This is a genomic window from Pseudoalteromonas sp. 20-MNA-CIBAN-0454, assembly GCF_040308685.1.
Lineage (GTDB): Bacteria > Pseudomonadota > Gammaproteobacteria > Enterobacterales > Alteromonadaceae > Pseudoalteromonas > Pseudoalteromonas nigrifaciens.
On record NZ_JBEOOB010000010.1, the window covers coordinates 88958 to 110379 of the forward strand.

Here is a 21422-nt window from a genome sequence, read left to right on the forward strand (position 1 = left end):
TTAGTGTGGCACATCCCTTGAATATGTAATTGAGTCGAAACAATACACAAACAAGGAAATCCATTATGAAACATTCAATTAAAATCGCTATGGCAAGTTTATTAGTATTAGGTTCGTTGCAAGCAAACGCAACCGAAGTTGACCTTGATGTAACTGATATGCTCACACAAACAATTACCAGCTATATATCGCAAACCACCATAGAGCTTGAAAACTCAATAAAAGACACGCTTACTTTTAATACCGAAACTATGCTTAATAGCTGGTTAAGTGAGCCATTAATTACCGATATTCAAGCTGAAATTAAAACCGAAAATACCGTTAAACCAGTGCAATAATATACGTCAATTATAAGGAATAACCCTATGAGCAGTGAATTTGGATTATTTGCTTTAATGCTGGCGCCGGTTGTAAGTATGATCAGCGCTTATTATTCGGTGCAATTACTTAAAAGTATGGGAGCGTGGTTTAATATTTAACATTGGTTTAATAAAAGCTGATCGACTTAGTTAAAGCGCACGTAAATGAAGGCAGAATGTTTTAAACAAGTAGACTTTATGAAACGTGCGATTTTTCCATTACCCTTATTTATCCTCCCTGACGGTTATACGCGTTTACGCATATTTGAACCTCGCTATTTAAATATGGTTAAAAGCGCATTAAAAGAAAACATTGGATTTGTGCTTTGTAGTTTTGAGCACGACACGCCATTTAATATCAGCGCCCAAGGTTGCCTAATGAACATTATTGACTTTGATCAAGATGATAATGGCATGCTACTTATAGATGTATGTGCTACTCAAAGTGTGCAAATAAACGATGTGTTTCAAGACGAGCAAGAACTGCGCTACGGTTTAATGTCGAACTGTAATACGCCTTATTGGTACACAGAGGCAAACAATAATATTGGCGAGCATAAACGCCTACAAGATACGCTGCGTGAAGTGTTCACTAATAACCCAGAGCTTAGTTCGTTATATAAACAAACCTATTTTGACAAGCTTACTTGGGTTGCTGCTCGATGGCTTGAGCTGTTACCTATATCTATTGAGAAAAAACAGCAACTTGCGTTTGAAACTAACTTTGATAACTTACTAAGTTTCCTCCATACTGTGATTAATAACGAATTTGCCTAATTTAATTTGATCCTTATTTAATTATTGCCCGTATTTACATGTACTAAAGCAATAACGGGATAAATTACTATGGTAAGTCAACAACAATCATTACGTTGTGAACCTAATACAGGTAAGTACACTGCCATGCCAGAAACGCCAAGTAAGGAATTGATGCAAGCATTAATTGATGTTGCACAAAGCCGCGATAAAAAAGCATTTGCTTATTTATTTGAATATTTTTCGCCAAAAATTAAACGTTTTGGTATCAAGCAATTTGGTATTGAAGCTCAAGCAATGGAGTTAGTGCAAGAAACACTAACATCGGTTTGGCGTAAAGCACATTTGTACAATAGTGACAAAGGGGCTGCGACTACTTGGGTTTACACGGTAATGCGAAATGCTTCGTTTGATATGCTGCGCAAAATGAAAAGCAATAAAGAAGAAAACATCAGCGAAGATATTTGGCCGTTATTGAACGAATCGCAAAATACGCATCACGAATACACAGATCATTTAGAAGATAAACAAATTAAACGCTACCTTGAAAAGCTACCAGTAGCTCAGCGGGAAGTAGTAAGAGGTGTTTATTTTCAAGATATGTCGCAAGAACAACTTGCACAACAACTTAATATTCCAGTAGGCACGGTAAAATCACGGTTACGTTTAGCCTTGCAAAAATTACGTAATGAAATGGGAGATCAGCATGATTAAACATCACCCGAGTGATACTTTACTGACACAATATTGCAGTGCATCACTTAGCGCATCGTTAAGTTTAGCTGTGTCTATACACGTAGATATGTGCCCAGTATGCCAAGAAAAAGTAACAAAGCTTGAAGCTGATAATGCAGCTGAAGTGTTTAACGATGCATTACCTTCAGAGGCTAAGGATGATACTAGTGGTTATTTTGAGCAAGAAAGCTCAAGCTTATTTGATTTAATAACCAGCGATACCAGTATTGATGAAGTATACGAAGTTGAACCAATTGCTGTTGAAATAAACCAGCAAAACTATCAACTGCCGCGTGCTTTAACACGTATTTCGCACAGCAAATTTACTCAAGTTGGCAAACTAGCCCGCTCGCGCGTTGCCCTAGATGATGGCCCATTACGTACCAGCTTATTGCACATTGCTGCGGGTGGAGAAATACCAGAGCATACTCATACCGGATTTGAGATTACTTTGTTACTAAACGGCGAGTTTAGCGACGAAGAGGGTAGCTACGTACCGGGTGATTTTATTTGGCAAGATGGCAGCCATCTGCACACACCGGTAACAAAAGAAGGCTGTTTATGCTTTACAGTAGTCAGTAGTGCGCTACATTTTAATAAAGGGCTGAGTAAGTTACTTAACCCAATTGGTAATTTAATTTACTAATATAAACAGTTTATTAGGGATATTATGCAAGCTGATACAATTAAAATAGGCATTAGTGCATGCCTAGCAGGCGAAAAAGTGCGTTTTGACACAGGCCATAAACGCTCAAACTTTTGTATGGATGAGTTTGCAAAGCATGTTGAATATACGCGCTTTTGCCCAGAGGTGGCGGTGGGTTTACCTATTCCAAGGCCAACTATTCGCCAAGTACGAGTAGGCGATACAATAAAAGTGTGTCGCCCTGATGGTTCTGGCGACGTTGGACCACAACTTACTGCTTACGGTATTAAAGTAGCTACCGAACAAGCGAAAGAGTTAAGCGGCTTTGTGTTTTGTGCTAAAAGCCCAAGCTGTGGCATGGAGCGCATTAAAATATACAACGAAGCGGGCACTGGTAACACATCAGAAGGTGTTGGTTTTTTTGCAGAGCAAATAATGAAGCACAATCCATTATTACCGTGCGAAGAAAATGGCCGTTTAAACGACATGCACTTGCGTGAAAACTTTGTAATGCGAGTGTATACGTTTAAAAATTGGCAAAAATTAATACAACAGCCATTGAACGTTCATCGCTTAACCCAGTTTCATGCGCAATATAAATACTTGTTAATGGCGCATAATTACCAAGCTTACCGCGATCTAGGTCATCTGTTAGGTACGTTTTTAGGTGATGACGTAACCGAGCTTGCTGATAAGTACATTTTAGGTTTGATGAATGGACTTAAAAAGCCAGCCTCACGCAAAAATAATTGTAATACCTTAATGCACTTACAGGGCTACTTTAAAAAAGATTTATCGTCAGTCGAAAAACAAGAAATGCGAGAAGCAATTGATGAATACAGCGATGGTTTAGTGCCTCTTTACGTGCCACTTACTTTGCTAAAGCATCATTTAAAAGTGCACCCAAACGAGTATCTTGAAAAACAAGTATTTTTTAATCCTTATCCTAATGAATTAAAACTACGCTACGGTATTTAATGAACACATTATTTTGGTTTAGGCGCGATTTGCGCCTTTTTTCTAATGAGGCGCTAATTCAAGCGCTTAATAATGGCGCTAACCACGCTATTTTTTTTATCTGCGAAAAACAATGGCAGCAGCATCAAGCAGCGCCAATACAAATTGACTTACTTAAACGTCGCATTACTTACCTGCACCAGCAACTTGCTGATCACGGCATTACCTTACACATTATTGATGCGCCAGACTTTGCTGATTGCGAAACTCAACTCATTGATTTTTGTAAGGCTAATAATGTTAAGCATGTAATTGCCAATACCGAGTATGAACTAAACGAAGTAAACCGCGATAAAGCCATTTTAGCAAAGTGCGATGAGCTTTCTATTACGTTTACCTTGTACGAAGGCGATTTAATTGCCCCGGTAGGCAGCGTTAAAAACCAAAGCAACGAAATGTACAAAGTATTTACGCCATTTAAGCGCGCTTGGTTAAAACAGTACATTGAGGTGCATTTTTCTTTGCCGCAGTGGCCTGTAGAGCACGTTAGCGGCGGTGCGCAGTTAAGCAAAAACGAAACAAATTTACTCAAAGGCGATAGCAGCTCTGAAAAATGGCCCGTTGATGATAAAACATTGGCCACTGTGGTCGATAACTTTATTTGCGATAAACTAACAAGTTACGACGATCACCGTGATATTCCCAGTATTAAAGGCACCTCAGGCCTTAGCCCTTATTTAGCGCTAGGTATTATTAGTACTAAGCAATTATTAATAAATATACAGCAGCGCTACCCGGATATTTTAAGCACTTCAAAAAGCAAAACCTTTACTTGGGTTAATGAGCTTATTTGGCGTGAATTTTATCGGCATTTAATTGCGCAATTTCCAAAGCTTTCGCGTGGCGATAATTTTAACGAAAAGTATAACGCGGTAGTTTGGCGTAGCAGCGATGACGAATTTAAAGCATGGTGCGAAGGCCGCACAGGTTACCCGCTTGTTGACGCTGCGATGAGGCAACTCTTGCAAACCGGGTGGATGCATAACCGTTTACGCATGGTGGTTGCTAGCTTTTTAACTAAACACCTACTTATAGATTGGCGCAAAGGCGAGCGTTTTTTTATGCAACATCTTATAGATGGCGATTTGGCCTCTAATAATGGTGGTTGGCAGTGGGCGGCCAGTACCGGGTGTGATGCACAGCCTTACTTTAGAGTTTTTAATCCTATAAGACAAAGTGAACGCTTTGATCCAAACGGCGAATTTATTCGTAAATACATACCAGAGCTTGAAAACGTGCCAGATAAACACATTCACTTTCCACATAGTTATTTAGCTTCATTGGGGCAAAGTGATTCGTGTTATTGGCCAGCAATTGTTGATCATAAAGCGGCGCGAGAGCGTGCCCTAGCAGCATTTAAGGTATGATATGGATAACCAGTTACCAGTAGATAAGTTTGTAGATATATATCAAAAACTTAATAATAGTAACCTCGATTTATTAAGTGAAATTTACTGCGACGATATACAATTTACCGACCCAATGCACAACATTAATGGCATTGTTGAGCTGCGCAAATACTTTGCTAATTTGTATAGCAATGTTACGCATTGCCAGTTTGATATAACTGATTCCTTCAGTGTTGCCAATAATGCCTTTGTGTATTGGAGTATGCATTATGTGCATCCTAAATTAGCCTCAGGAAACACCATTACTGTGCAGGGGCACAGTAAGCTTACATTTAACGGTGACAAAATAATTGAGCACCGCGACTATTTTAACGTAGGCGAGCTACTGTATAAGCATATTCCTTTATTAGGCCGTATTATTAAGCTTATAGATAAAAGGGCGGGCTAATTATGATCACACTTATTACCGGTGCTACCTCAGGTATTGGCGAACAATTAGCAATAAAATATGCCGAGCAAGGCGATACTGTTATTGCTTGCGGTCGTAACAGCGAAAAGTTAGCTGAGCTTGCTAAGCATAACAACATTCAAACCTGCCAATTTGATGCCACAAATTTACAACAAATAAAATCTGCTACCATTGGCTTTGCTCATTTTGATCGGGTCATACTCAATGCTGGTAACTGCGAATACGTTGACGATGCACGAAATTTTGACAGCGCCTTATTTGAGCGAGTCATTAGCGTTAATTTACTGGCTATGGGGTATTGCTTAGAAGCTTTATTACCTAAAATAAATAGTGGTGGCCAGCTGGTGTTAGTCAGCTCAAGTGTAACCTATTTAGCACTACCGCGCTCAGAGGCGTATGGCGCTTCTAAAGCGGGTGTAAGCTACTTGGCTAAAAGCTTAGCAATTGATTTAAATGACGTTGATGTAACCTTAGTGCATCCTGGTTTTGTTAAAACCCCTCTAACTAATAAAAATGACTTTCCTATGCCTATGGCCGTTACAGCGCAAAAAGCGGCAGACTACATGATAAAAGGCATACACAAGCGTCGTAAAGAAGTGCATTTTCCGTATCGTTTTACACTAATATTAAAAGCACTGCGCATATTACCATTGCCGCTGTGGCTCAAAATTGCAAAAGGACTAGCGCGTTGAAAAAAATAGCTATAATTGGCACTGGCGTTTCAGGTTTAACCTGTGGGCATTTATTGCATAAGCACTATGATGTAACGCTATTTGAAAAAAACAATTACATTGGTGGCCACACGGCTACGGTTGATGTGCAAGTTGATGGTATTGAACACGCTATTGATACTGGTTTTATTGTATTTAATAACAGAACCTACCCTTATTTTGAAAAGTTATTAGCGCGTATTGGCGTTGATAAGCAAGAAACAGAAATGAGTTTTAGTGTGCATAACGATGCCACAGGTTTTGAATACAACGGCCATACCTTTACGAGTTTATTTGCACAGCGTCGTAATATTTTTAGACCACAGTTTTGGCGTTTACTGTACGACATAGTTAGGTTTAATAAATTATGTAAAACAATACACGAGCAAGGCAGCTATAAAGCCGATCACTCATTAGGTGAGCTACTAAGTGAGCATAATTTTAACGACTTTTTTAAATATCATTATATTTTACCTATGGGCGCTGCTATTTGGTCTACCAGCATTAAAGAAATGCAAAATGTAGGCGTTGAATTTTTTGTTAAATTCTTTTTTAATCATGGCTTATTAGATGTAGTAAACAGGCCGCAATGGTATGTAATACCCGGTGGTTCTCGTCAATATATTAACCCGCTAATTAGAGGCTTTGCCGACAAAATCAAACTCAATACAGATATTAAATCAGTAACTAGAGCTGCCGATAAAGTAACTATAGTGTTTGCTAATGGTGAGCAAAGCGAGTTTGATAAAGTGATATTTGCTTGTCATTCAAATCAGGCGTTAGCGTTATTGGACGATGCCAGCGAGCAAGAAAAGTCAGTGTTGGGCGCTATTCCTTATACCGAAAATTCAGTGGTACTACATACCGATACTAATTTATTACCCGACAGAAAAGCAGCCTGGGCTAGTTGGAATTATTTACTCAATAATAATACCGATAAAGCGGCTGTTGTTACGTATCAAATGAATATACTTCAAGGGTTACAGTCAGATACGCAGTTTTGTGTAACATTGAACCATCTACAAGGAATAGAAAAGAGTAAGATATTACGTGAATTTACTTACCATCACCCAGTATTTAACCAAGAATCGATAGCCGCGCAGCAACAAAAGCATAGCATTGACGGGAAAAATAATAGCTATTTTTGTGGTGCGTATTGGTATAACGGTTTTCACGAAGATGGGGTGCATAGTGGCGTAGACGTTGCCAAACAGCTTGGGGTTGAATTTGACTAGCGCTGTATATTTAGGCGATGTAAAACATCGCCGTTTTGCGGTTAAAAGCCATAGCTTTAGTTACCCATTGTACATGATGTGGGTTGATTTAAATAACCCACAGCAATTAAACGGTGTGCATAGCCAATTGGGCAGTTCAGGTTTTAAAGCTCTTAAATTTAACCAAGCAGACTATCTAAATAAAGACCCGCAATTAAATACCTTTTCGTTAGTAGAGCGCGCGCGCAAACACCTTGCAAAGCTAGGTGTTAAACAAACCTTTAGCCATGTTTATATGCTGGGGCAATTACGCTGTTTAGGTATTTACTTTAGCCCAGTAAATTTTTATTTTTTTGGCGATAACGATACAAAATTTAGTTACATGATCGCAGAGGTTAGCAACACACCTTGGAATGAACGCCACTATTATTTAGTTCCGTTAGAAAAAAAAGTGAACTTTAAGAAAACCTTTTCCGTATCACCTTTTATGGACTTGGACATGAACTACCACTGGCATATTCGACAAACGCAGGATAAAGCATTAATACAGATTAAAAATATACGCGACGAGCAGGTATTATTCGACGCTACACTAAGGTTAAAACGCCACGAATTAACTGAGCAACAAGTAAGTAGGTTGCTTAAACGTTTTCCGGCGATGACTTGGTCAATTTTTAAGGGTATTTATTATCAAGCATTAAAGTTGTTTATTAAAAGAGTGCCTTTTTTAGGCCACTCAGGTAAGCCATAAAGCAAGTTGTTATGTTGTTTAAGAGTAATAATATAGGTGATTTTATGGAAAAAGCGACGCATTTACGTTGTCAAAATAATCGAAGCTGGCTTACTAATTTATATAAAAAAATAGTATTTAAAGCCTTTTCATCGATTCAAACAGGGCAAATAACGTTAGTTGATAATAACGAACGCAGTACTTTTGGCGATTTATCGTCAGCTGCAAAAGTAACGATTACTGTTAATAATAAAGCAATGTACAAAGCATTTTGTTTGTCGGGTAGTGTGGGCGCAGGCGAGTCTTATATTTTAGGACAATGGTCTTGCGATAACTTAACTCAGCTGATCGAAATATTTGCAATTAATCAAAATCAATTAGATGCTTTTGAAAAAAAGTTTTCTTTTTTCAGTAATATTGTCAATCGCTTAAATCACTTAAAAAACAAAAACTCAGAATCGGGTTCGAAAAAAAATATTATTGCTCATTATGATTTAGGGAATGATTTATACGAATCGTTTTTAAGCAAAGAAATGCTCTATTCGTGTGCAGTCTATCCCGAAAAAGAAGCAACCTTAGAGCAAGCTCAACAATATAAGTTACAACGAATTTGTGAACAAGTTGAACTACAAAAAGGCGACTCGGTAATAGAGATAGGCACCGGATGGGGGGCATTCGCAATTTATGCAGCTACTCATTACGACTGCTATGTTACTACCACGACTATATCTGATGAGCAGCACGACTATGTTGAACAAAAAGTGAAGCAACTTGGGCTTGAACATAAAATAACTTTGCTTAAATTAGACTACCGTTCACTTAAAGGGCAATACGATAAACTGGTTTCAATTGAGATGATTGAAGCGGTAGGGCACGATTACCTACCAAGTTTTTTTACTCAATGTAGTGCGTTATTAAAAGATGATGGCGCTATGCTTATTCAGGCGATTACTATTGGCGATCAGCGTTATAAACATTATTTAAAAAATTCAGATTTTATTCAGCAATATATTTTTCCTGGTGGTTGTTTGCCATCGTTAAATGAAATGAGTGAACAAATTAAAAATAATACCGATATGGTTATTCATACCGTAAACGATATTGGTGCCCATTATGCACGTACACTTGCCGATTGGCGTACGCGCTTTATACAAAGCTGGCCAGACTTAGACAGCTCTAAATTTGATGAGCGCTTTTATCGTTTGTGGTTATTTTACTTTGCTTACTGCGAAGGTGCATTTAGAGCACGTGCAACTAGTACCGTGCATTTAATGGCGCGTAAACCACGTTTTATCAGTACTGATGATGAAATTGCACTCGGTTATTAATTTTGTGTTATTTCAAGCAGTGTGGTTTTTATCCTTACTGCTTGAATCAAGCTCTGTTGTGTTTAGTAGCGCTATTATTGCGTTGATGTTTTATTTATCAAAACAAAAGAAGCACGACGCATTACTGGTTTTAGTGGCTTTGCCCGTGGCTTTATTGAGCGAGTTTATTGCCGTTAAAAGTGGCTTATTAGAGTTTAAAGTATCCCCATTTCCTGTTTGGCTTGCCTTATTGTGGTTTGCATTACTGCTTAGCATAAACACCTCAATGCGCTTTTTAATCTCACTAAAACTTTGGCAAGTATTTATTATTTGCCTTGTGTTTTCCCCTGCAAGTTACTGGGCCGGCGCGCGCTTTGAAGTGCTAAATTTAGGCCTGCCACTATTGGAGTTTTGGCTGGTATACGGTGCTCTTTGGGCTGCTGTATTTACTTTAATTATTTTAGCTAATTTAAAACTTAAATTACTTATTACTCGCTGATCCTCGCCCTTGCCGCTCCCGTATGATTATTCACTTACCTGAAGGGATTTACCATGAACGCTATATTTAAAGTACTGTGTATTTGTTTACTCACAACGAGTTGTGTTGCTGTGGCACAAATTAGCTTAACGAAGGTAGGGGATGCGCGGATGGAGTATTTATTTTGGGATGTATACGACGCTACATTATTTACTACAACAGGAGAGTATAAGCTAGGCGATAATCCGATTAAATTTAAGCTGACTTATTTGCGTGACTTTGCTGCTAAAGACATAGTAAAAGCGACCAACGAGCAGTGGCAACATTTAGGTAAAAAACAGCTAACAACGCAATATAGCGATAAATTATTAGCGATGTGGCCAAATATAAAAAAAGGCGAGTCGTTAACGCTCGTAACAGACAAGCAAGGGCTTAGTGTTTTTTATCATAATGATAAACACATTGGTGAAATTAATGAGCCTGGCTTTGCCGCTGACTTTTTGGCGATTTGGCTGAGCGAAAATACCTCTGAGCCCGCACTTCGAAAGCAATTATTAGGAAATTAATATGACGATTTTAAATTATGCAAAAGTAACCTTTGCCGCTATATGTGCGCTGTTATTGGTAAGTTGCTCTGCCCCCAATGTCGAACATTACAATAACACCTCTCCAGAATTTGACTTTAAAACATTTTTTAGCGGAAATTTAAAAGCCTATGGCGTTGTACAAGACTATAAAGGTGAATTAACCCGCAAGCTCGTGGTTGACATGCATGCAAGCTGGGAGGGCAACCAAGGCGTTATAGAAGAAGATTTTATTTATGATGATGGTGAAACTCAAAAACGTATTTGGAAAGTAACACTCAATGATGACAAGAGTTTAACCGGCACTGCAGATGATGTTTTAGGCACAGCTAAAGGGAAAAGTGATGGCAGTGTATTTCATTGGAATTACGATGTTGAACTGCCTTACGATGGCAGCACTTTAACGGTAAACTTTGATGATTGGATGTACTTGGTAACACAAACTCGCTTGATAAACCGTACGTCTATTGTTAAGTTTGGTATCGAAGTTGGGGAAGTTACCTTGGTTATCGAAAAAATATAGCTTATGACTTTGTGGCTTAACTTGCGTTAAAATTGCACTTAAATTAAGTCTTTGTTAACTCAACACGCTGTATTTTACCGATAATTATTTTAATTTTACGCATTTTATAAGATTTTAAGCAAAAAATGCAATTTGCTGTTGCTAACTCTTCAAAAATGCATAAAGATAGGTTTTGCGAAGGCAAAATAATAACGAATAGGAATTAAATAATGAATAAAGCTCAATTAGTTGAAAAAATTGCTACTGATGCAGAAATCTCTAAAGCCGCTGCTACACGCGCTCTTGACGCGTTTACTGGCGCTGTAACTTCTTCTTTAAAAGAAGGTGATTCAGTAGCGTTAGTTGGTTTTGGTACTTTTTCGGTTAAAGAACGTGCAGCACGTACTGGCCGTAACCCACAAACGGGTGCTGAGATCCAAATCGCAGCGGCAACTATCCCAAGCTTTAAAGCAGGTAAAGGTCTTAAAGATCAAGTAAACCTTTAATTGTAGGTTTATCTAATTAAATGAAAAGAGGGCCTTTTAGCCCTTTTTTTTATGCCTAAAATATTTGCCAACCTTGTTAACATTATAATTACATTTAATAATTGTAATAAAGTTAATCCACCTTTATTAAGGTGGATTAACTTTTTAGTTATTTATTTGGCTTTTAGGGCTTTATCGCCACGGCCAATGCCAACTGCACCAGAGCGCACTACCTCAATAATGTCGGTTTCGTGGCGTAGCGTATCTAAAAATGATTCAATTTTATCTGTGCTACTCACTAACTGTAGGCTATAACTTAGCCGGCCCATATCTAAAATAGTCCCTTGGAATACATCTGCTACGCGGGTAACCGCTGCGCGTGTTGTTTCGTCTTGGGCAAATACTTTAACCAATAATAGTTCACGCTCAATATGACTCATTTCGGTTAAATCAATAATTTTTAGTACATCAACAAGCTTGTTTACCTGTTTGGTAATTTGCTCTACTACACGGTCATCACCCATAGTGGTAATAGTAATGCGCGATAAAGACTGATCATCCGTTGTGCCAACTGTTAGGCTGTCGATATTATAAGCTCGCTGCGAAAATAATCCTACAATACGCGACAGTGCTCCTGGTTCGTTTTCTAATAATATAGATAAAATACGACGCATTATGCTTTTACTCCTTTACGTAGCCACATCTCATCAATGCCACCAAACTTAATTTGCATTGGGTATACATGTTCTTTTTCGTCTACAAGAATGTCTAAAAATACTAAACGATCGTTAATCGACATGGCTTTGTCGATTGCCGGTTGTAACTCATCTAGGGTGTTTACTTTAATACCTACATGGCCGTAGCTTTCTACTAATTTAACAAAATCAGGCAAAGACTCCATGTAAGATGATGAATGACGCCCGCCATACACCATATCTTGCCATTGGCGTACCATGCCTAAAGAGCGGTTATTTAATGACACGACTTTTACCGCTAAGTTATATTGTAAACACGTAGCTAGCTCTTGAATATTCATTTGAATAGAGCCGTCGCCAGTAATACATACCGATTCTTTATCCGGAAAAGCAAGTTTTACACCCATGGCAGCAGGTAAGCCAAAGCCCATAGTGCCAAGGCCGCCTGAGTTGATCCACTGACGCGGATGTTTAAACGGGTAATACTGGGCTGCAAACATTTGATGTTGGCCAACATCAGAGCTTACATAAGCGTCGCCATTGGTGGCTTTATAAACTGCTTCAATAACGGCTTGCGGTTTAATTGCATCACCATCGGTGTTATAGCTTAAGCACTTTTGTTCGCGCCAGCTGATAATTTGACGCCACCAATCTTCTTGGGCGCTGCGATCAATTTGAATAGGGCTCTTATCAATACCAGCTTGTAGCTGCTCTAGTACGGTTGCAAGACAGCCAACTACCGGAATGTGAGCTTTAATTGTTTTAGAAATAGACGTTGGATCAACATCTACATGCACTATAGTGGCGTTGGGACAAAATTTTTGCACATTATTGGTGACCCGATCATCAAAACGCGCCCCTAATGCTAATATTACATCGGCATTAGCCATGGCTTTATTGGCTTCAAGGGTGCCATGCATACCTAGCATGCCTACAAAGTTTGGATGCACACCTGAAATGCCACCTAGCCCCATAAGGGTATTGGTAATTGGCGCATTTAGTGACTCTACCAAGTGAGTTAATTGCTCAGAAGTGTTTGAAATTACAATTCCGCCGCCAGAGTACACTACCAGTTTTTTTGCTTCTAGTATGGCGGTAACGGCTTTGCGTATTTGTTTTGAGTGGCCTTTAGTGTTTGGGTTGTAAGTTCTTAAATCGGTAGATTTAGGAAATTCATAATCAAACTTTATCTCAGGGTTTAGCATGTCTTTTGGCAGCTCTACTACCACTGGGCCTGGGCGGCCTGTGCTGGCAATATAAAAAGCTTTAGCTAAAATAGTTGGGATATCTTTTGCGCTTCTGCAGTTAAAGCTGTGCTTTACTATAGGGCGCGAGCAACCAACGATATCAGTTTCTTGAAAAGCATCATCACCAATCAAGTTGGTAGGTACTTGTCCTGATAGCACGACCATTGGAATGGAGTCCATATAGGCTGTAGCAATGCCGGTAATACAGTTTGTAGCACCTGGGCCTGATGTTGCCAGTACTACGCCTACATCGCCAGTAGCACGCGCATAACCATCGGCCATATGTGTGGCGGCTTGCTCATGACGAACTAAAATATGTTCAATGTCGTCTTGCTGGAAAAGCGCATCGTATAAATCTAATACTGACCCCCCGGGGTAGCCAAATATGTATTTAACCTTTAATTCTTTTAATGCCTGAACAACTAGTTCAGAACCATTATATTGTTGTTTGCTCATCCTCATTCCTCTGCCGTTATTTTTATGCATAAAAAAACCCCCGCATGGGGCGGGGGTTTTTAAAAAGCAGTATCACCTTTCAATACATCCCCGCTGGGCTTATAACTAAGACCAGTACGAGTACGACTAATAGGCGAATTGTAGTATTCATAATTAATTACTCTATTACAAAGCGTTAATACTGCTTTAAACTAAAATTGTGTATGTGGTTATTTTTAAGGGTTTTGAGGGAATATGTCAACCGCGAAATGGCTTTTATGCATTATTTTTTCTCATCATGCTATTTTTGTGCTGGAGTTAGTTGTTTTTTGAGGTTTTAAAGTAAGTGGAGGGAGTTTTTATGCAGGTTTGCAATTTTGAATATTAAAAAGCCAGCAATTGCTGGCTTTTTATATCAGTACGCTTACAAGTACTTATGTATGTACTTTATACTTTATATTACAAACGGTCGATAACAGCTTGAGTAAAGTCTGTTGTACCGTGGCTGCCGCCTAAATCACGAGTAGTACGATCGCCTGACTTAATCACATCAGCAACTGCACTTCTAATGCGCTCTGCGGTGTCGCCCATGTTTAAATGCTCAAGCATTTGAATAGACGCTAAAATTACAGAAGTAGGGTTAGCTAGGTTTTTACCTGCAATATCAGGCGCACTGCCGTGTACTGCTTCAAAAATTGCAGTATCTTCGCCAATGTTAGCTCCTGGTGCCATGCCTAAGCCGCCAACTAAACCAGCACATAGGTCTGATAAAATATCACCAAATAAGTTTGTGGTTACTATTACGTCAAACTCTTCTGGCGTCATTACTAGTTTCATACAGGTTGCATCAACAATCATTTCGGTTGATTCAATTTCTGGGAAACGTTCTGCAACTTCACGCGCTACTTTTAAAAATAGGCCTGATGTAGATTTTAAAATATTTGCTTTATGTACCGCTGTTACTTTTTTACGGCCTTCACGTACTGCTAGCTCGTAAGCAAACGTTACGATTTTTTCTGCGCCTTCGCGAGTAATAACAGATTTTGCTTCTGCTTCGTTACCATCTTCACTTACAATTTGACCAGCGCCAGAGTACATACCTTGGGTGTTTTCACGAATAGTGATGATATCAATATCATCATAACGTGCTTTTGTGCCTACAAACGATTTAACAGGACGTACGTTTGCGTACAAACCAAATTGCTTACGTAGTGTTACGTTTATAGAAGTAAAGCCTTCACCAACTGGCGTAGTTAAAGGACCTTTTAAGGTGATTTTGTTTTTAGCGATAGTATCGATTGTGTCTTGCGGAAGTAACTCACCTGTTTTTTCAAGTGCAGCTAGGCCAGCATCAACAAATTCATAATCAAAATCGCATCCTGCGGCTTTTAGTATTTCAAGTGCTGAGTCGATAATGCTAGGGCCGATGCCGTCGCCTTTGATCACTGTTATGGTTTGTTTGGCCATTAACTTATCCTTTAAAGAGTTTGATTTGCACATAAATTGTGGCTCCGAGGGAGCAACTGCTTGTTAGAAAATTTATGTGAACGAGCTTGAGAATTCAAGGGCGCATTTATACCAATTATTAAGTCATTTTGCCAGTTTATACTATTAATACTGGGTATAATCGTTGTTTATAGTTGGAATAAGTAGCTTAAATACTATCAAACAAAGCTAATGTTTGAAGTTTGTCATAAAAATCGGCTTGATTGTCCCAGCCCTGGGCTATTAATTGCTGCTTAAGTGTTTGCTGTTGCCAAGGAGTTAATGCTGTTTTTGGCTTAAACACGCTTTGCGCCACGACTTTAAATGCTACCCATAACTTACTTTGCTCAGTGAGTTCGTTTTTAGCTACTTGTTCGGCATCTAATAATGCAAAGGTCCATGGGTTATCGCTTAAAAGCGCTGATAACTGCTGATTTAAATGCTTACTATCCATGTTTTCCATGCCAAAAAATGCGCACATAGGTGTATCGGATGATTTATTTGGGGCGTGCGCTATAGGCGTCTTTCTTGAAAGTTGCGTACTACAATGTATTAATAAGTAATCCGCGTAAGCATATAAAGGCAAACAAATATGCTCAAACTGATATTGCTTATTGTTATAGACCAATAGCCTCATTATATCGACCATACATTTGAGTCGATTAACTAAAAAAGCATGTAAAGGATGCGGAATAGCAAAAACTAGTTGCTCAAACACCACGCGCTGTATAATAGCTGGGGCATTATTGTAGCCAACCATAGACAAACTATGCGTTAAATTTTTAGCGGCTTGATGCTCTTTGTTATACGGTTTAACTGCTTGGCATAAGCTTTTAATAACATTAGGGTGTGGGGCTAATAAAGTATTTATATTGTTAAAGCTATACTCTTGTTGCAGTTTAATAAGCCCAATTAGATCATATAATGTGTTTTGGGTACTGGGAGTTGCGGCTTTTATATTTACATATTCAGTATCCCACACTTTATAAAGTATACGTTTATCAGCGCATAGCCATTGTACTGCGTTATCGTTAAGCGTTGCTTTTACCCTGTACCAAACTATTTTGTTCTTTAAGCTTTTAATAAGTATGTGGCGCTGCTCGGCGTCGGTTGCTAAATAAATCATTGCTTGTTCGGCATATAAAACTCGGCTCCCGGGGAGCAAAGGGCCAATATGCGCAATTAATGATTTTAAGAGTCGCTGAGCAAATAAATTTGGGGTTCGCAAATATAAGTCTGCTATCGCTTTATAAAAATTTATTTGTTGATTTGCTGCATTACACGTGAGGTTAACTGCCAAAATATTAGCTAACGCCACAATTATTGTGCCGCCATCGTATAACATTATTTTAGGGGTGCTAACTAAAGCGTGTTTATATTTACTCAGTTTAGCTAATACTTGAGTAATACTATGGGCAGGTTGCTTTGCGGTTAGTAATACGCGCGCTGCAAGTTTGTGGCGTAATTGCCATATTTGGCTTTCGGTACTGGTAAACGCTATTTGTTTGGACAGTTTATTAAGTTGAGCGCCTACGCACAAGTGCTCAATTAATGACGCACTAATATACAGCTCACTTAGTTCGTCATCGTAATTTTGGCTTACGCACAGTGCGGTTGTTAAAATACATTGGTTAATTACAAGGTTGGTAGCAAAGTCGTACTGAGTTTTATAAAGCATAAGTTGCGCTTGTAGAGCACTCGGATTTTGCTTATAAAGGGTTCGGTATTGCTCTGCAAGTTTGCACACTAGCGGATAAAAGGTAGGCCATTGTTTTTTATTATTGTATGAAGCTAAAAATAGCTGCGTATGCTCAAGCAACCTTTTTAGCTTTATTGATACAGGCTCATCCATTATGCCGTTTCCCTAACCTGGTTTTAGATATTGATCGTAAGCACTGGGACCCCATAAAATGAGCTGCCCGTTTTTAAATAATAAGCCGGTACATTCATCTATAGTAGTAATGCCGTCAGATGTTTTATGCTGGGTACGATAAAAAACAATTTGCCATACTTGGTCCTCATCACGCTTAGCAAAGGTAAGATCTGGGCTACCTAAATATTCGAGTACACTATTGAGGGTTGCAGTGTCTTCTATTTTTAGCTTTTCGATATAGCGTTTATTATAGGCTTCTCTGTCTTGCCAAATCATAGCTTGTGGATCATCTTTATAAAAAACGATCACTAACGTGGCTATTAGCGCATACAGCCCTAAACCTAAAATTAAATATCTAAAAAACTTTTTGAACATTACTTACTCTACTAACCATCACTGCTAATAGTATACGTATTGTCGTACGGCAGTGCTATTAACTTGCGACTAATTAAGCCTTAACTGCTTTAAACTAAAGCCTAAGTTTATATCGGTGCGTAAACTAACCAGTTGCTTTGAAATAACATACATATCCATATTCTCAGTTAGCTTTTTACGTAAGCTGGCACTAAGAGCATCGTCATTGAGTGCATCCTCGACAGAGCTATAGTTATTAACTAGTAGCTGCGCCGATTTAGTGCCTATGCCTTTTACGCCCGGAATATCATTGGTTTTATCGCCAGCAAATGCCCAAAACTCTACTAGTTTTTTTTGCTCAACGCCAAAGCGTTGCTTAATACTATCTTGATCTAAATAATGTTTTTTAAAATAATCATACACAGCTATATGCTCATTTAAAAAAGGTAAAAAGCCTTTATCAGTTGAGACAATCACACTGCTGATGTTGTTATGTGATGCCTTATTTGCAAGAGTTGCAATAATATCATCAGCTTCATCGTTTATTGGTTCAAACACTACAATACCGGTTTCTTCAATGGCGGCTTTAAATTGCACTAATGCATCTTTAAGTATTTGTGGCATAGGAGCACGGGAGTGTTTGTAATCTTTATAAAAATGATAGCGCCAACTTTTATCGCCATCAAATACGGCAATGGCATGGGTTGCTTTAGTGCTGCTTAAAAGTTTTGAGCAGGCATGCGCTACACGTGCGCAGCTTGCTTTAAGCATCTGCTCATCACTGTGATGTTTTTGATTCGCGTCTACCGCGTAAATGCGCCTAATTAAATTAAGCGCATCAATAAGTAATAAATGGGGTTTCAATACAGAACTCACGCCTTGATTGTGTAGCAGGGGACATATTTACTGCCGGGTAGTTTCATTCTTCCCTCGTCAACATAAGCTTGTAATAACTTATCCATTGCTTTCATTAAACTAGGCTCGCCACTTAGAATATAAGGCCCATGTTGTTTAATTGCTTTTACGCCTTCTTCTTTAACATTACCGGCAACAATGCCCGAAAATGCGCGGCGTAAATTTGCAGCTAATAACTGTTTTGGTTGTTCTAGGTGCAAGTCTAGGTTCGCCATTTGTTCATGTGATGGTATAAACGGCTGTTGAAAGTCATTTTCTATTTTTAATGTCCAGTTAAAATAGTATGCATCGCCTTGGCTTTTACGATAGTCGCGAACATTAGCCATGGTCGACTTTAATTTTTGCGCTACTAATTGTGGGTTATCTATAATAACTTCAAATTTGCTGAGTGCTTCTACACCCAGTGTCATTTCAATAAAGTGGCACAGCTCTTTAAAGTAGGCTTCACTTTGTTTGGGTCCTGTTAAAATAACCGGTAGGCACTGCTTGTCATTTTCTGGGTGTAATAATATCCCTAATAAATAAAGAAACTCTTCAGCAGTACCAGCGCCACCAGGAAAAATAATGATAGCGTGAGCTGTGCGTATAAAGGCTTCTAAACGTTTTTCTATGTCGGGTAAAATGACTAATTCATTTACAATTGGGTTAGGCGGCTCTGCTGCAATAATGCTGGGCTCGGTTAATCCTAAATAACGATTGTTTTTAATGCGCTGCTTAGCGTGGCCAATAGTAGCGCCTTTCATTGGGCCTTTCATAGCGCCAGGGCCACAGCCGGTACAAATGTTTAAGCCGCGCAGGCCCAGCTCATAGCCTACTTGTTTGGTATATTTATACTCAACTTCACTAATAGAATGCCCACCCCAACATACAATCATGCTTGGTTCGCTGTTTACTTTTAGTGCATCGGCATTTCTGAGCATATCAAAAACCATGTGGGTAATGGCTTTTTGTTCTTTAAGATTTTTTTCGTATTTTTGACATATAAATAAAATATCGCGGATCACAGAAAATATATGTTCGTGAATACCGGTAATAATTTCACCATCAACAAATGCGGTATCAGGTGCGTTAATTAGTTCTATTTTTATGCCGCGCTCACGGCTAACTAAACGAATATCAAAGTCTTGGTATTTATCGTAGATGTCGCTACTTTCATCTGTATGGCTGCCTACGTTGAGGACGGCAAGCGCGCAGTTTCTAAATAATCGATAGCGTTCACTAGCAGAAGATTGCTCTAATAAATCAACTTCTAATTGCGACAGTAAATCTAAAACCCCAGTTGGGTTTAACTGTATTAACATCGGCATTCTCCTTGCTGTTTAATACCAATTGGGTGCAAGTGTTGATTGTTCTAGCAGGTTAAGCTCATTAAGGGCACTTGAACTTATATAAGTAATATATAAGGCGCCGTACTTTTTTAGAGCGGTTGCTATAATTAACGACTCATTTAATACAATTGGTATAAAATGTAAAAAACTAGCTAGTTATAAAACTCAAAACAATTGAGCTATATAACATTATTTACGTATACACAGACGATCCCGACCTGCGTTTTTGGCTTCGTATAAAGCATCGTCTGCTCTATCAAATGCCTTTAATAATGTGTCACCTTGTTTAAACTGAGTTGCGCCAAGTGACACTGTAATTTCTATTTGCTTATCTTTAAACTTAAACGGGATCTTTTTTATATTCTTTTTAAGCTTTTCGAGTTGGGGAATGGCATGCTCCAAAGAAGTACCTGGCATTAATAGTACAAATTCTTCGCCGCCATAACGCGCTATAAAGTCTGTTTTTTCTATCGATTTTTGCAAGGCTTTAGCAATAACTTGTAGCGTAATATCTCCAGCCGTATGACCAAACCTGTCGTTTATTGACTTAAAATAATCTACGTCTATTACCGCTAGAGTAACATCGGATGCTTGCACATTAAATAAGTGCATTTCGTGATTATAGCGCTCATCGAAGGCGGCTCTATTTGGCAGTTTAGTTAGGCTATCGAGCAGGCTTTTAAAACGTTGATCGTTAAGGCGCTTTTTATATTTAGTGAGTTTATTTTCTAAGCTGCCAATACGATTATTTATTTCATCAAAGCTGGTTATAAGTATTTTTCGATCTTTGCGTTCAAGTTCTTCTTTGGCAATAAAATCTTCACCGAGGGACTTTAATTCATGATCAACTAATTTTCTTAACGATGAAATTGAGGTGGTACTCTTGGTTTGCTCATTAAGATTATTAATTTTAGTTTTAATACGTTTATTTAATGCGTCAAACTCAATCCCCATAGATTCGGAATGTTTACTAGTCGAAAAAATCGAATGGTGTAACTCTTCTAAGGTTTTATTTAAAGACACTAAAAAACTTTGCGCAGATTGGCGCTCGTTATTAATATTTTTTACAATAATACTAATAATTTCAATTGCGGCAGCGAGTAAGTCATCTACTGTATTACTTTGTAAAATGGCAGTTATTATTGATTGAATTTGCTCTGCAGCTTCATCTTCAAGTACCAGCTGGTGGGCAAGTTCTAATAACTTTTTAGCAATTACTGGAGTGTCGGTATGTTGCTCTGCGGGTATTGCATTAAATTTAGTCTGTAACGCTTGGTTATAAATAGTAATTAATTGATTTAATAGCGGTATAAAACCATGGGTTGACTGAACGTTATTAAGCTCATTATCTAACAAGTTACGCAGCGCTCTGCGTGTGTCGTCAGGTAAGCCATTGGTTTTTTGTAATTGCTTGCCAGCATTTTTTACACTTGTGCGTAAATCTCGCTGATGGGCGAGTTGAGTGGCTTCTTGGCTTTTTAAAAGTACTAAAATATCATTAATTAACGGCGATAAGTGCTCAAAGCTAACCCCTTTATTAAGCGCGCTTCTAAATTTAGCTAGACGATTATCTAATTCAATATCAAGACCCTTACAGCTTAAAGACAATTTAGCTGCAAAATTTGACAGAGTGTCTACTTGAGTTTTCCTTGCGCTCTCAATTACTATTCGTTGCTCAATAGCTTGTTTGAGTTTTTTGTCCATAGAATTAGATTTATCAGGCACCTAAACATACCGCCATTGTGTTAA

Annotated in this window: 23 protein-coding genes; 15 read left to right on the forward strand and 8 right to left on the reverse strand. The window is 38.5% G+C overall.

Annotated elements, in window-relative coordinates:
- Positions 1–65: 65 nt before the first annotated feature.
- From AAEZ22_RS06990 to AAEZ22_RS07060, 15 genes are all read left to right on the forward strand, one after another.
- Positions 66–338 carry a hypothetical protein gene (locus tag AAEZ22_RS06990; protein WP_011330073.1) on the forward strand — a complete coding sequence of 91 codons (273 nt, stop codon included), beginning with the start codon at positions 66–68 and terminating at the stop codon, positions 336–338.
- A 219-nt stretch (positions 339–557) separates the two neighbouring features.
- Complete coding sequence (locus tag AAEZ22_RS06995) at positions 558–1136, forward strand: LON peptidase substrate-binding domain-containing protein (RefSeq protein WP_011330074.1); 579 nt, start codon at positions 558–560, stop codon at positions 1134–1136.
- A gap of 69 nt (positions 1137–1205) precedes the next feature.
- Positions 1206–1829 (forward strand): sigma-70 family RNA polymerase sigma factor, encoded by a 624-nt coding sequence (locus AAEZ22_RS07000; protein ID WP_011330075.1) that lies wholly within the window; start codon positions 1206–1208, stop codon positions 1827–1829.
- The gene (locus AAEZ22_RS07005) at positions 1822–2496 is read left to right on the forward strand and encodes a ChrR family anti-sigma-E factor (protein ID WP_011330076.1); all 675 of its coding nucleotides are present in this window, start codon (positions 1822–1824) and stop codon (positions 2494–2496) included. Before AAEZ22_RS07000 ends, AAEZ22_RS07005 begins: the two co-directional genes overlap by 8 nt.
- 24 nt (positions 2497–2520) lie before the next feature.
- A complete protein-coding gene (locus AAEZ22_RS07010; RefSeq protein WP_011330077.1) occupies positions 2521–3474 on the forward strand; it encodes a YbgA family protein in 954 nt (317 codons plus the stop codon).
- The gene (phrB, locus tag AAEZ22_RS07015; protein WP_089369269.1) at positions 3474–4880 is read left to right on the forward strand and encodes a deoxyribodipyrimidine photo-lyase; all 1407 of its coding nucleotides are present in this window, start codon (positions 3474–3476) and stop codon (positions 4878–4880) included. The genes AAEZ22_RS07010 and phrB overlap by 1 nt, the downstream gene beginning before the upstream one ends.
- Before the next feature lies 1 nt (position 4881).
- Positions 4882–5310 carry a nuclear transport factor 2 family protein gene (locus AAEZ22_RS07020; protein ID WP_011330079.1) on the forward strand — a complete coding sequence of 143 codons (429 nt, stop codon included), beginning with the start codon at positions 4882–4884 and terminating at the stop codon, positions 5308–5310.
- 2 nt (positions 5311–5312) lie between these two features.
- Positions 5313–6023 (forward strand): SDR family NAD(P)-dependent oxidoreductase, encoded by a 711-nt coding sequence (locus AAEZ22_RS07025; protein ID WP_011330080.1) that lies wholly within the window; start codon positions 5313–5315, stop codon positions 6021–6023.
- The gene (locus AAEZ22_RS07030; protein ID WP_192531852.1) at positions 6020–7276 is read left to right on the forward strand and encodes an NAD(P)/FAD-dependent oxidoreductase; all 1257 of its coding nucleotides are present in this window, start codon (positions 6020–6022) and stop codon (positions 7274–7276) included. Before AAEZ22_RS07025 ends, AAEZ22_RS07030 begins: the two co-directional genes overlap by 4 nt.
- A complete protein-coding gene (locus AAEZ22_RS07035) occupies positions 7269–8006 on the forward strand; it encodes a DUF1365 domain-containing protein (protein ID WP_011330082.1) in 738 nt (245 codons plus the stop codon). Before AAEZ22_RS07030 ends, AAEZ22_RS07035 begins: the two co-directional genes overlap by 8 nt.
- A 44-nt stretch (positions 8007–8050) precedes the next feature.
- Positions 8051–9313, forward strand: coding sequence for an SAM-dependent methyltransferase (locus tag AAEZ22_RS07040; protein ID WP_011330083.1), 1263 nt, complete (start codon positions 8051–8053; stop codon positions 9311–9313).
- Positions 9291–9791 carry a DUF2878 domain-containing protein gene (locus tag AAEZ22_RS07045; protein WP_192531870.1) on the forward strand — a complete coding sequence of 167 codons (501 nt, stop codon included), beginning with the start codon at positions 9291–9293 and terminating at the stop codon, positions 9789–9791. The genes AAEZ22_RS07040 and AAEZ22_RS07045 overlap by 23 nt, the downstream gene beginning before the upstream one ends.
- 53 nt (positions 9792–9844) lie before the next feature.
- A complete protein-coding gene (locus AAEZ22_RS07050; protein WP_041454935.1) occupies positions 9845–10336 on the forward strand; it encodes a chalcone isomerase family protein in 492 nt (163 codons plus the stop codon).
- A gap of 1 nt (position 10337) precedes the next feature.
- Positions 10338–10877, forward strand: coding sequence for a DUF3833 domain-containing protein (locus AAEZ22_RS07055; RefSeq protein ID WP_011330086.1), 540 nt, complete (start codon positions 10338–10340; stop codon positions 10875–10877).
- A 209-nt stretch (positions 10878–11086) separates the two neighbouring features.
- Positions 11087–11362: an HU family DNA-binding protein gene (locus tag AAEZ22_RS07060; protein ID WP_008166804.1), complete on the forward strand. Its 276-nt coding sequence runs from the start codon at positions 11087–11089 to the stop codon at positions 11360–11362.
- Between the two features lie 152 nt (positions 11363–11514).
- Here AAEZ22_RS07060 and ilvN read toward each other — a convergent pair whose 3' ends face one another.
- The 8 genes from ilvN to AAEZ22_RS07100 all read right to left on the reverse strand — a co-directional run bounded on the left by ilvN (position 11515) and on the right by AAEZ22_RS07100 (position 21377).
- A complete protein-coding gene (gene ilvN / locus AAEZ22_RS07065; RefSeq protein WP_011330087.1) occupies positions 11515–12015 on the reverse strand; it encodes an acetolactate synthase small subunit in 501 nt (166 codons plus the stop codon).
- Positions 12015–13739 carry an acetolactate synthase 3 large subunit gene (locus AAEZ22_RS07070; RefSeq protein ID WP_011330088.1) on the reverse strand — a complete coding sequence of 575 codons (1725 nt, stop codon included), beginning with the start codon at positions 13737–13739 and terminating at the stop codon, positions 12015–12017. The genes ilvN and AAEZ22_RS07070 overlap by 1 nt, the downstream gene beginning before the upstream one ends.
- A gap of 438 nt (positions 13740–14177) precedes the next feature.
- On the reverse strand, positions 14178–15185 hold the full coding sequence (locus AAEZ22_RS07075; RefSeq protein WP_011330089.1) for an isocitrate dehydrogenase: 1008 nt from the start codon (positions 15183–15185) through the stop codon (positions 14178–14180).
- A 187-nt stretch (positions 15186–15372) separates the two neighbouring features.
- Positions 15373–17055, reverse strand: a complete 1683-nt coding sequence (locus AAEZ22_RS07080) for a hypothetical protein (RefSeq protein WP_352296659.1) — start codon at positions 17053–17055, stop codon at positions 15373–15375.
- Between the two features lie 12 nt (positions 17056–17067).
- Positions 17068–17451: a DUF3192 domain-containing protein gene (locus tag AAEZ22_RS07085; protein ID WP_011330091.1), complete on the reverse strand. Its 384-nt coding sequence runs from the start codon at positions 17449–17451 to the stop codon at positions 17068–17070.
- A gap of 69 nt (positions 17452–17520) precedes the next feature.
- Positions 17521–18294 carry a flap endonuclease Xni gene (xni, locus tag AAEZ22_RS07090; RefSeq protein WP_011330092.1) on the reverse strand — a complete coding sequence of 258 codons (774 nt, stop codon included), beginning with the start codon at positions 18292–18294 and terminating at the stop codon, positions 17521–17523.
- Positions 18295–18302: 8 nt separating this feature from the next.
- Positions 18303–19646 (reverse strand): nucleotide 5'-monophosphate nucleosidase PpnN, encoded by a 1344-nt coding sequence (ppnN, locus tag AAEZ22_RS07095; protein ID WP_352296662.1) that lies wholly within the window; start codon positions 19644–19646, stop codon positions 18303–18305.
- Positions 19647–19862: 216 nt separating this feature from the next.
- The gene (locus AAEZ22_RS07100) at positions 19863–21377 is read right to left on the reverse strand and encodes a GGDEF domain-containing protein (protein ID WP_089369277.1); all 1515 of its coding nucleotides are present in this window, start codon (positions 21375–21377) and stop codon (positions 19863–19865) included.
- Positions 21378–21422: the final 45 nt, after the last annotated feature.

Coding starts and splice junctions, on each gene's coding strand:
- AAEZ22_RS06990 (WP_011330073.1), top strand. CDS start 66: ATGAAACATTCAATTAAAATCGCTATGGCAAGTTTATTAGTATTAGGT.
- AAEZ22_RS06995 (WP_011330074.1), top strand. CDS start 558: ATGAAACGTGCGATTTTTCCATTACCCTTATTTATCCTCCCTGACGGT.
- AAEZ22_RS07000 (WP_011330075.1), top strand. CDS start 1,206: ATGGTAAGTCAACAACAATCATTACGTTGTGAACCTAATACAGGTAAG.
- AAEZ22_RS07005 (WP_011330076.1), top strand. CDS start 1,822: ATGATTAAACATCACCCGAGTGATACTTTACTGACACAATATTGCAGT.
- AAEZ22_RS07010 (WP_011330077.1), top strand. CDS start 2,521: ATGCAAGCTGATACAATTAAAATAGGCATTAGTGCATGCCTAGCAGGC.
- phrB (WP_089369269.1), top strand. CDS start 3,474: ATGAACACATTATTTTGGTTTAGGCGCGATTTGCGCCTTTTTTCTAAT.
- AAEZ22_RS07020 (WP_011330079.1), top strand. CDS start 4,882: ATGGATAACCAGTTACCAGTAGATAAGTTTGTAGATATATATCAAAAA.
- AAEZ22_RS07025 (WP_011330080.1), top strand. CDS start 5,313: ATGATCACACTTATTACCGGTGCTACCTCAGGTATTGGCGAACAATTA.
- AAEZ22_RS07040 (WP_011330083.1), top strand. CDS start 8,051: ATGGAAAAAGCGACGCATTTACGTTGTCAAAATAATCGAAGCTGGCTT.
- AAEZ22_RS07045 (WP_192531870.1), top strand. CDS start 9,291: ATGAAATTGCACTCGGTTATTAATTTTGTGTTATTTCAAGCAGTGTGG.
- AAEZ22_RS07050 (WP_041454935.1), top strand. CDS start 9,845: ATGAACGCTATATTTAAAGTACTGTGTATTTGTTTACTCACAACGAGT.
- AAEZ22_RS07055 (WP_011330086.1), top strand. CDS start 10,338: ATGACGATTTTAAATTATGCAAAAGTAACCTTTGCCGCTATATGTGCG.
- AAEZ22_RS07060 (WP_008166804.1), top strand. CDS start 11,087: ATGAATAAAGCTCAATTAGTTGAAAAAATTGCTACTGATGCAGAAATC.
- ilvN (WP_011330087.1), bottom strand. CDS start 12,015: ATGCGTCGTATTTTATCTATATTATTAGAAAACGAACCAGGAGCACTG.
- AAEZ22_RS07070 (WP_011330088.1), bottom strand. CDS start 13,739: ATGAGCAAACAACAATATAATGGTTCTGAACTAGTTGTTCAGGCATTA.
- AAEZ22_RS07075 (WP_011330089.1), bottom strand. CDS start 15,185: ATGGCCAAACAAACCATAACAGTGATCAAAGGCGACGGCATCGGCCCT.
- AAEZ22_RS07080 (WP_352296659.1), bottom strand. CDS start 17,055: ATGGATGAGCCTGTATCAATAAAGCTAAAAAGGTTGCTTGAGCATACG.
- AAEZ22_RS07085 (WP_011330091.1), bottom strand. CDS start 17,451: ATGTTCAAAAAGTTTTTTAGATATTTAATTTTAGGTTTAGGGCTGTAT.
- ppnN (WP_352296662.1), bottom strand. CDS start 19,646: ATGTTAATACAGTTAAACCCAACTGGGGTTTTAGATTTACTGTCGCAA.
- AAEZ22_RS07100 (WP_089369277.1), bottom strand. CDS start 21,377: ATGGACAAAAAACTCAAACAAGCTATTGAGCAACGAATAGTAATTGAG.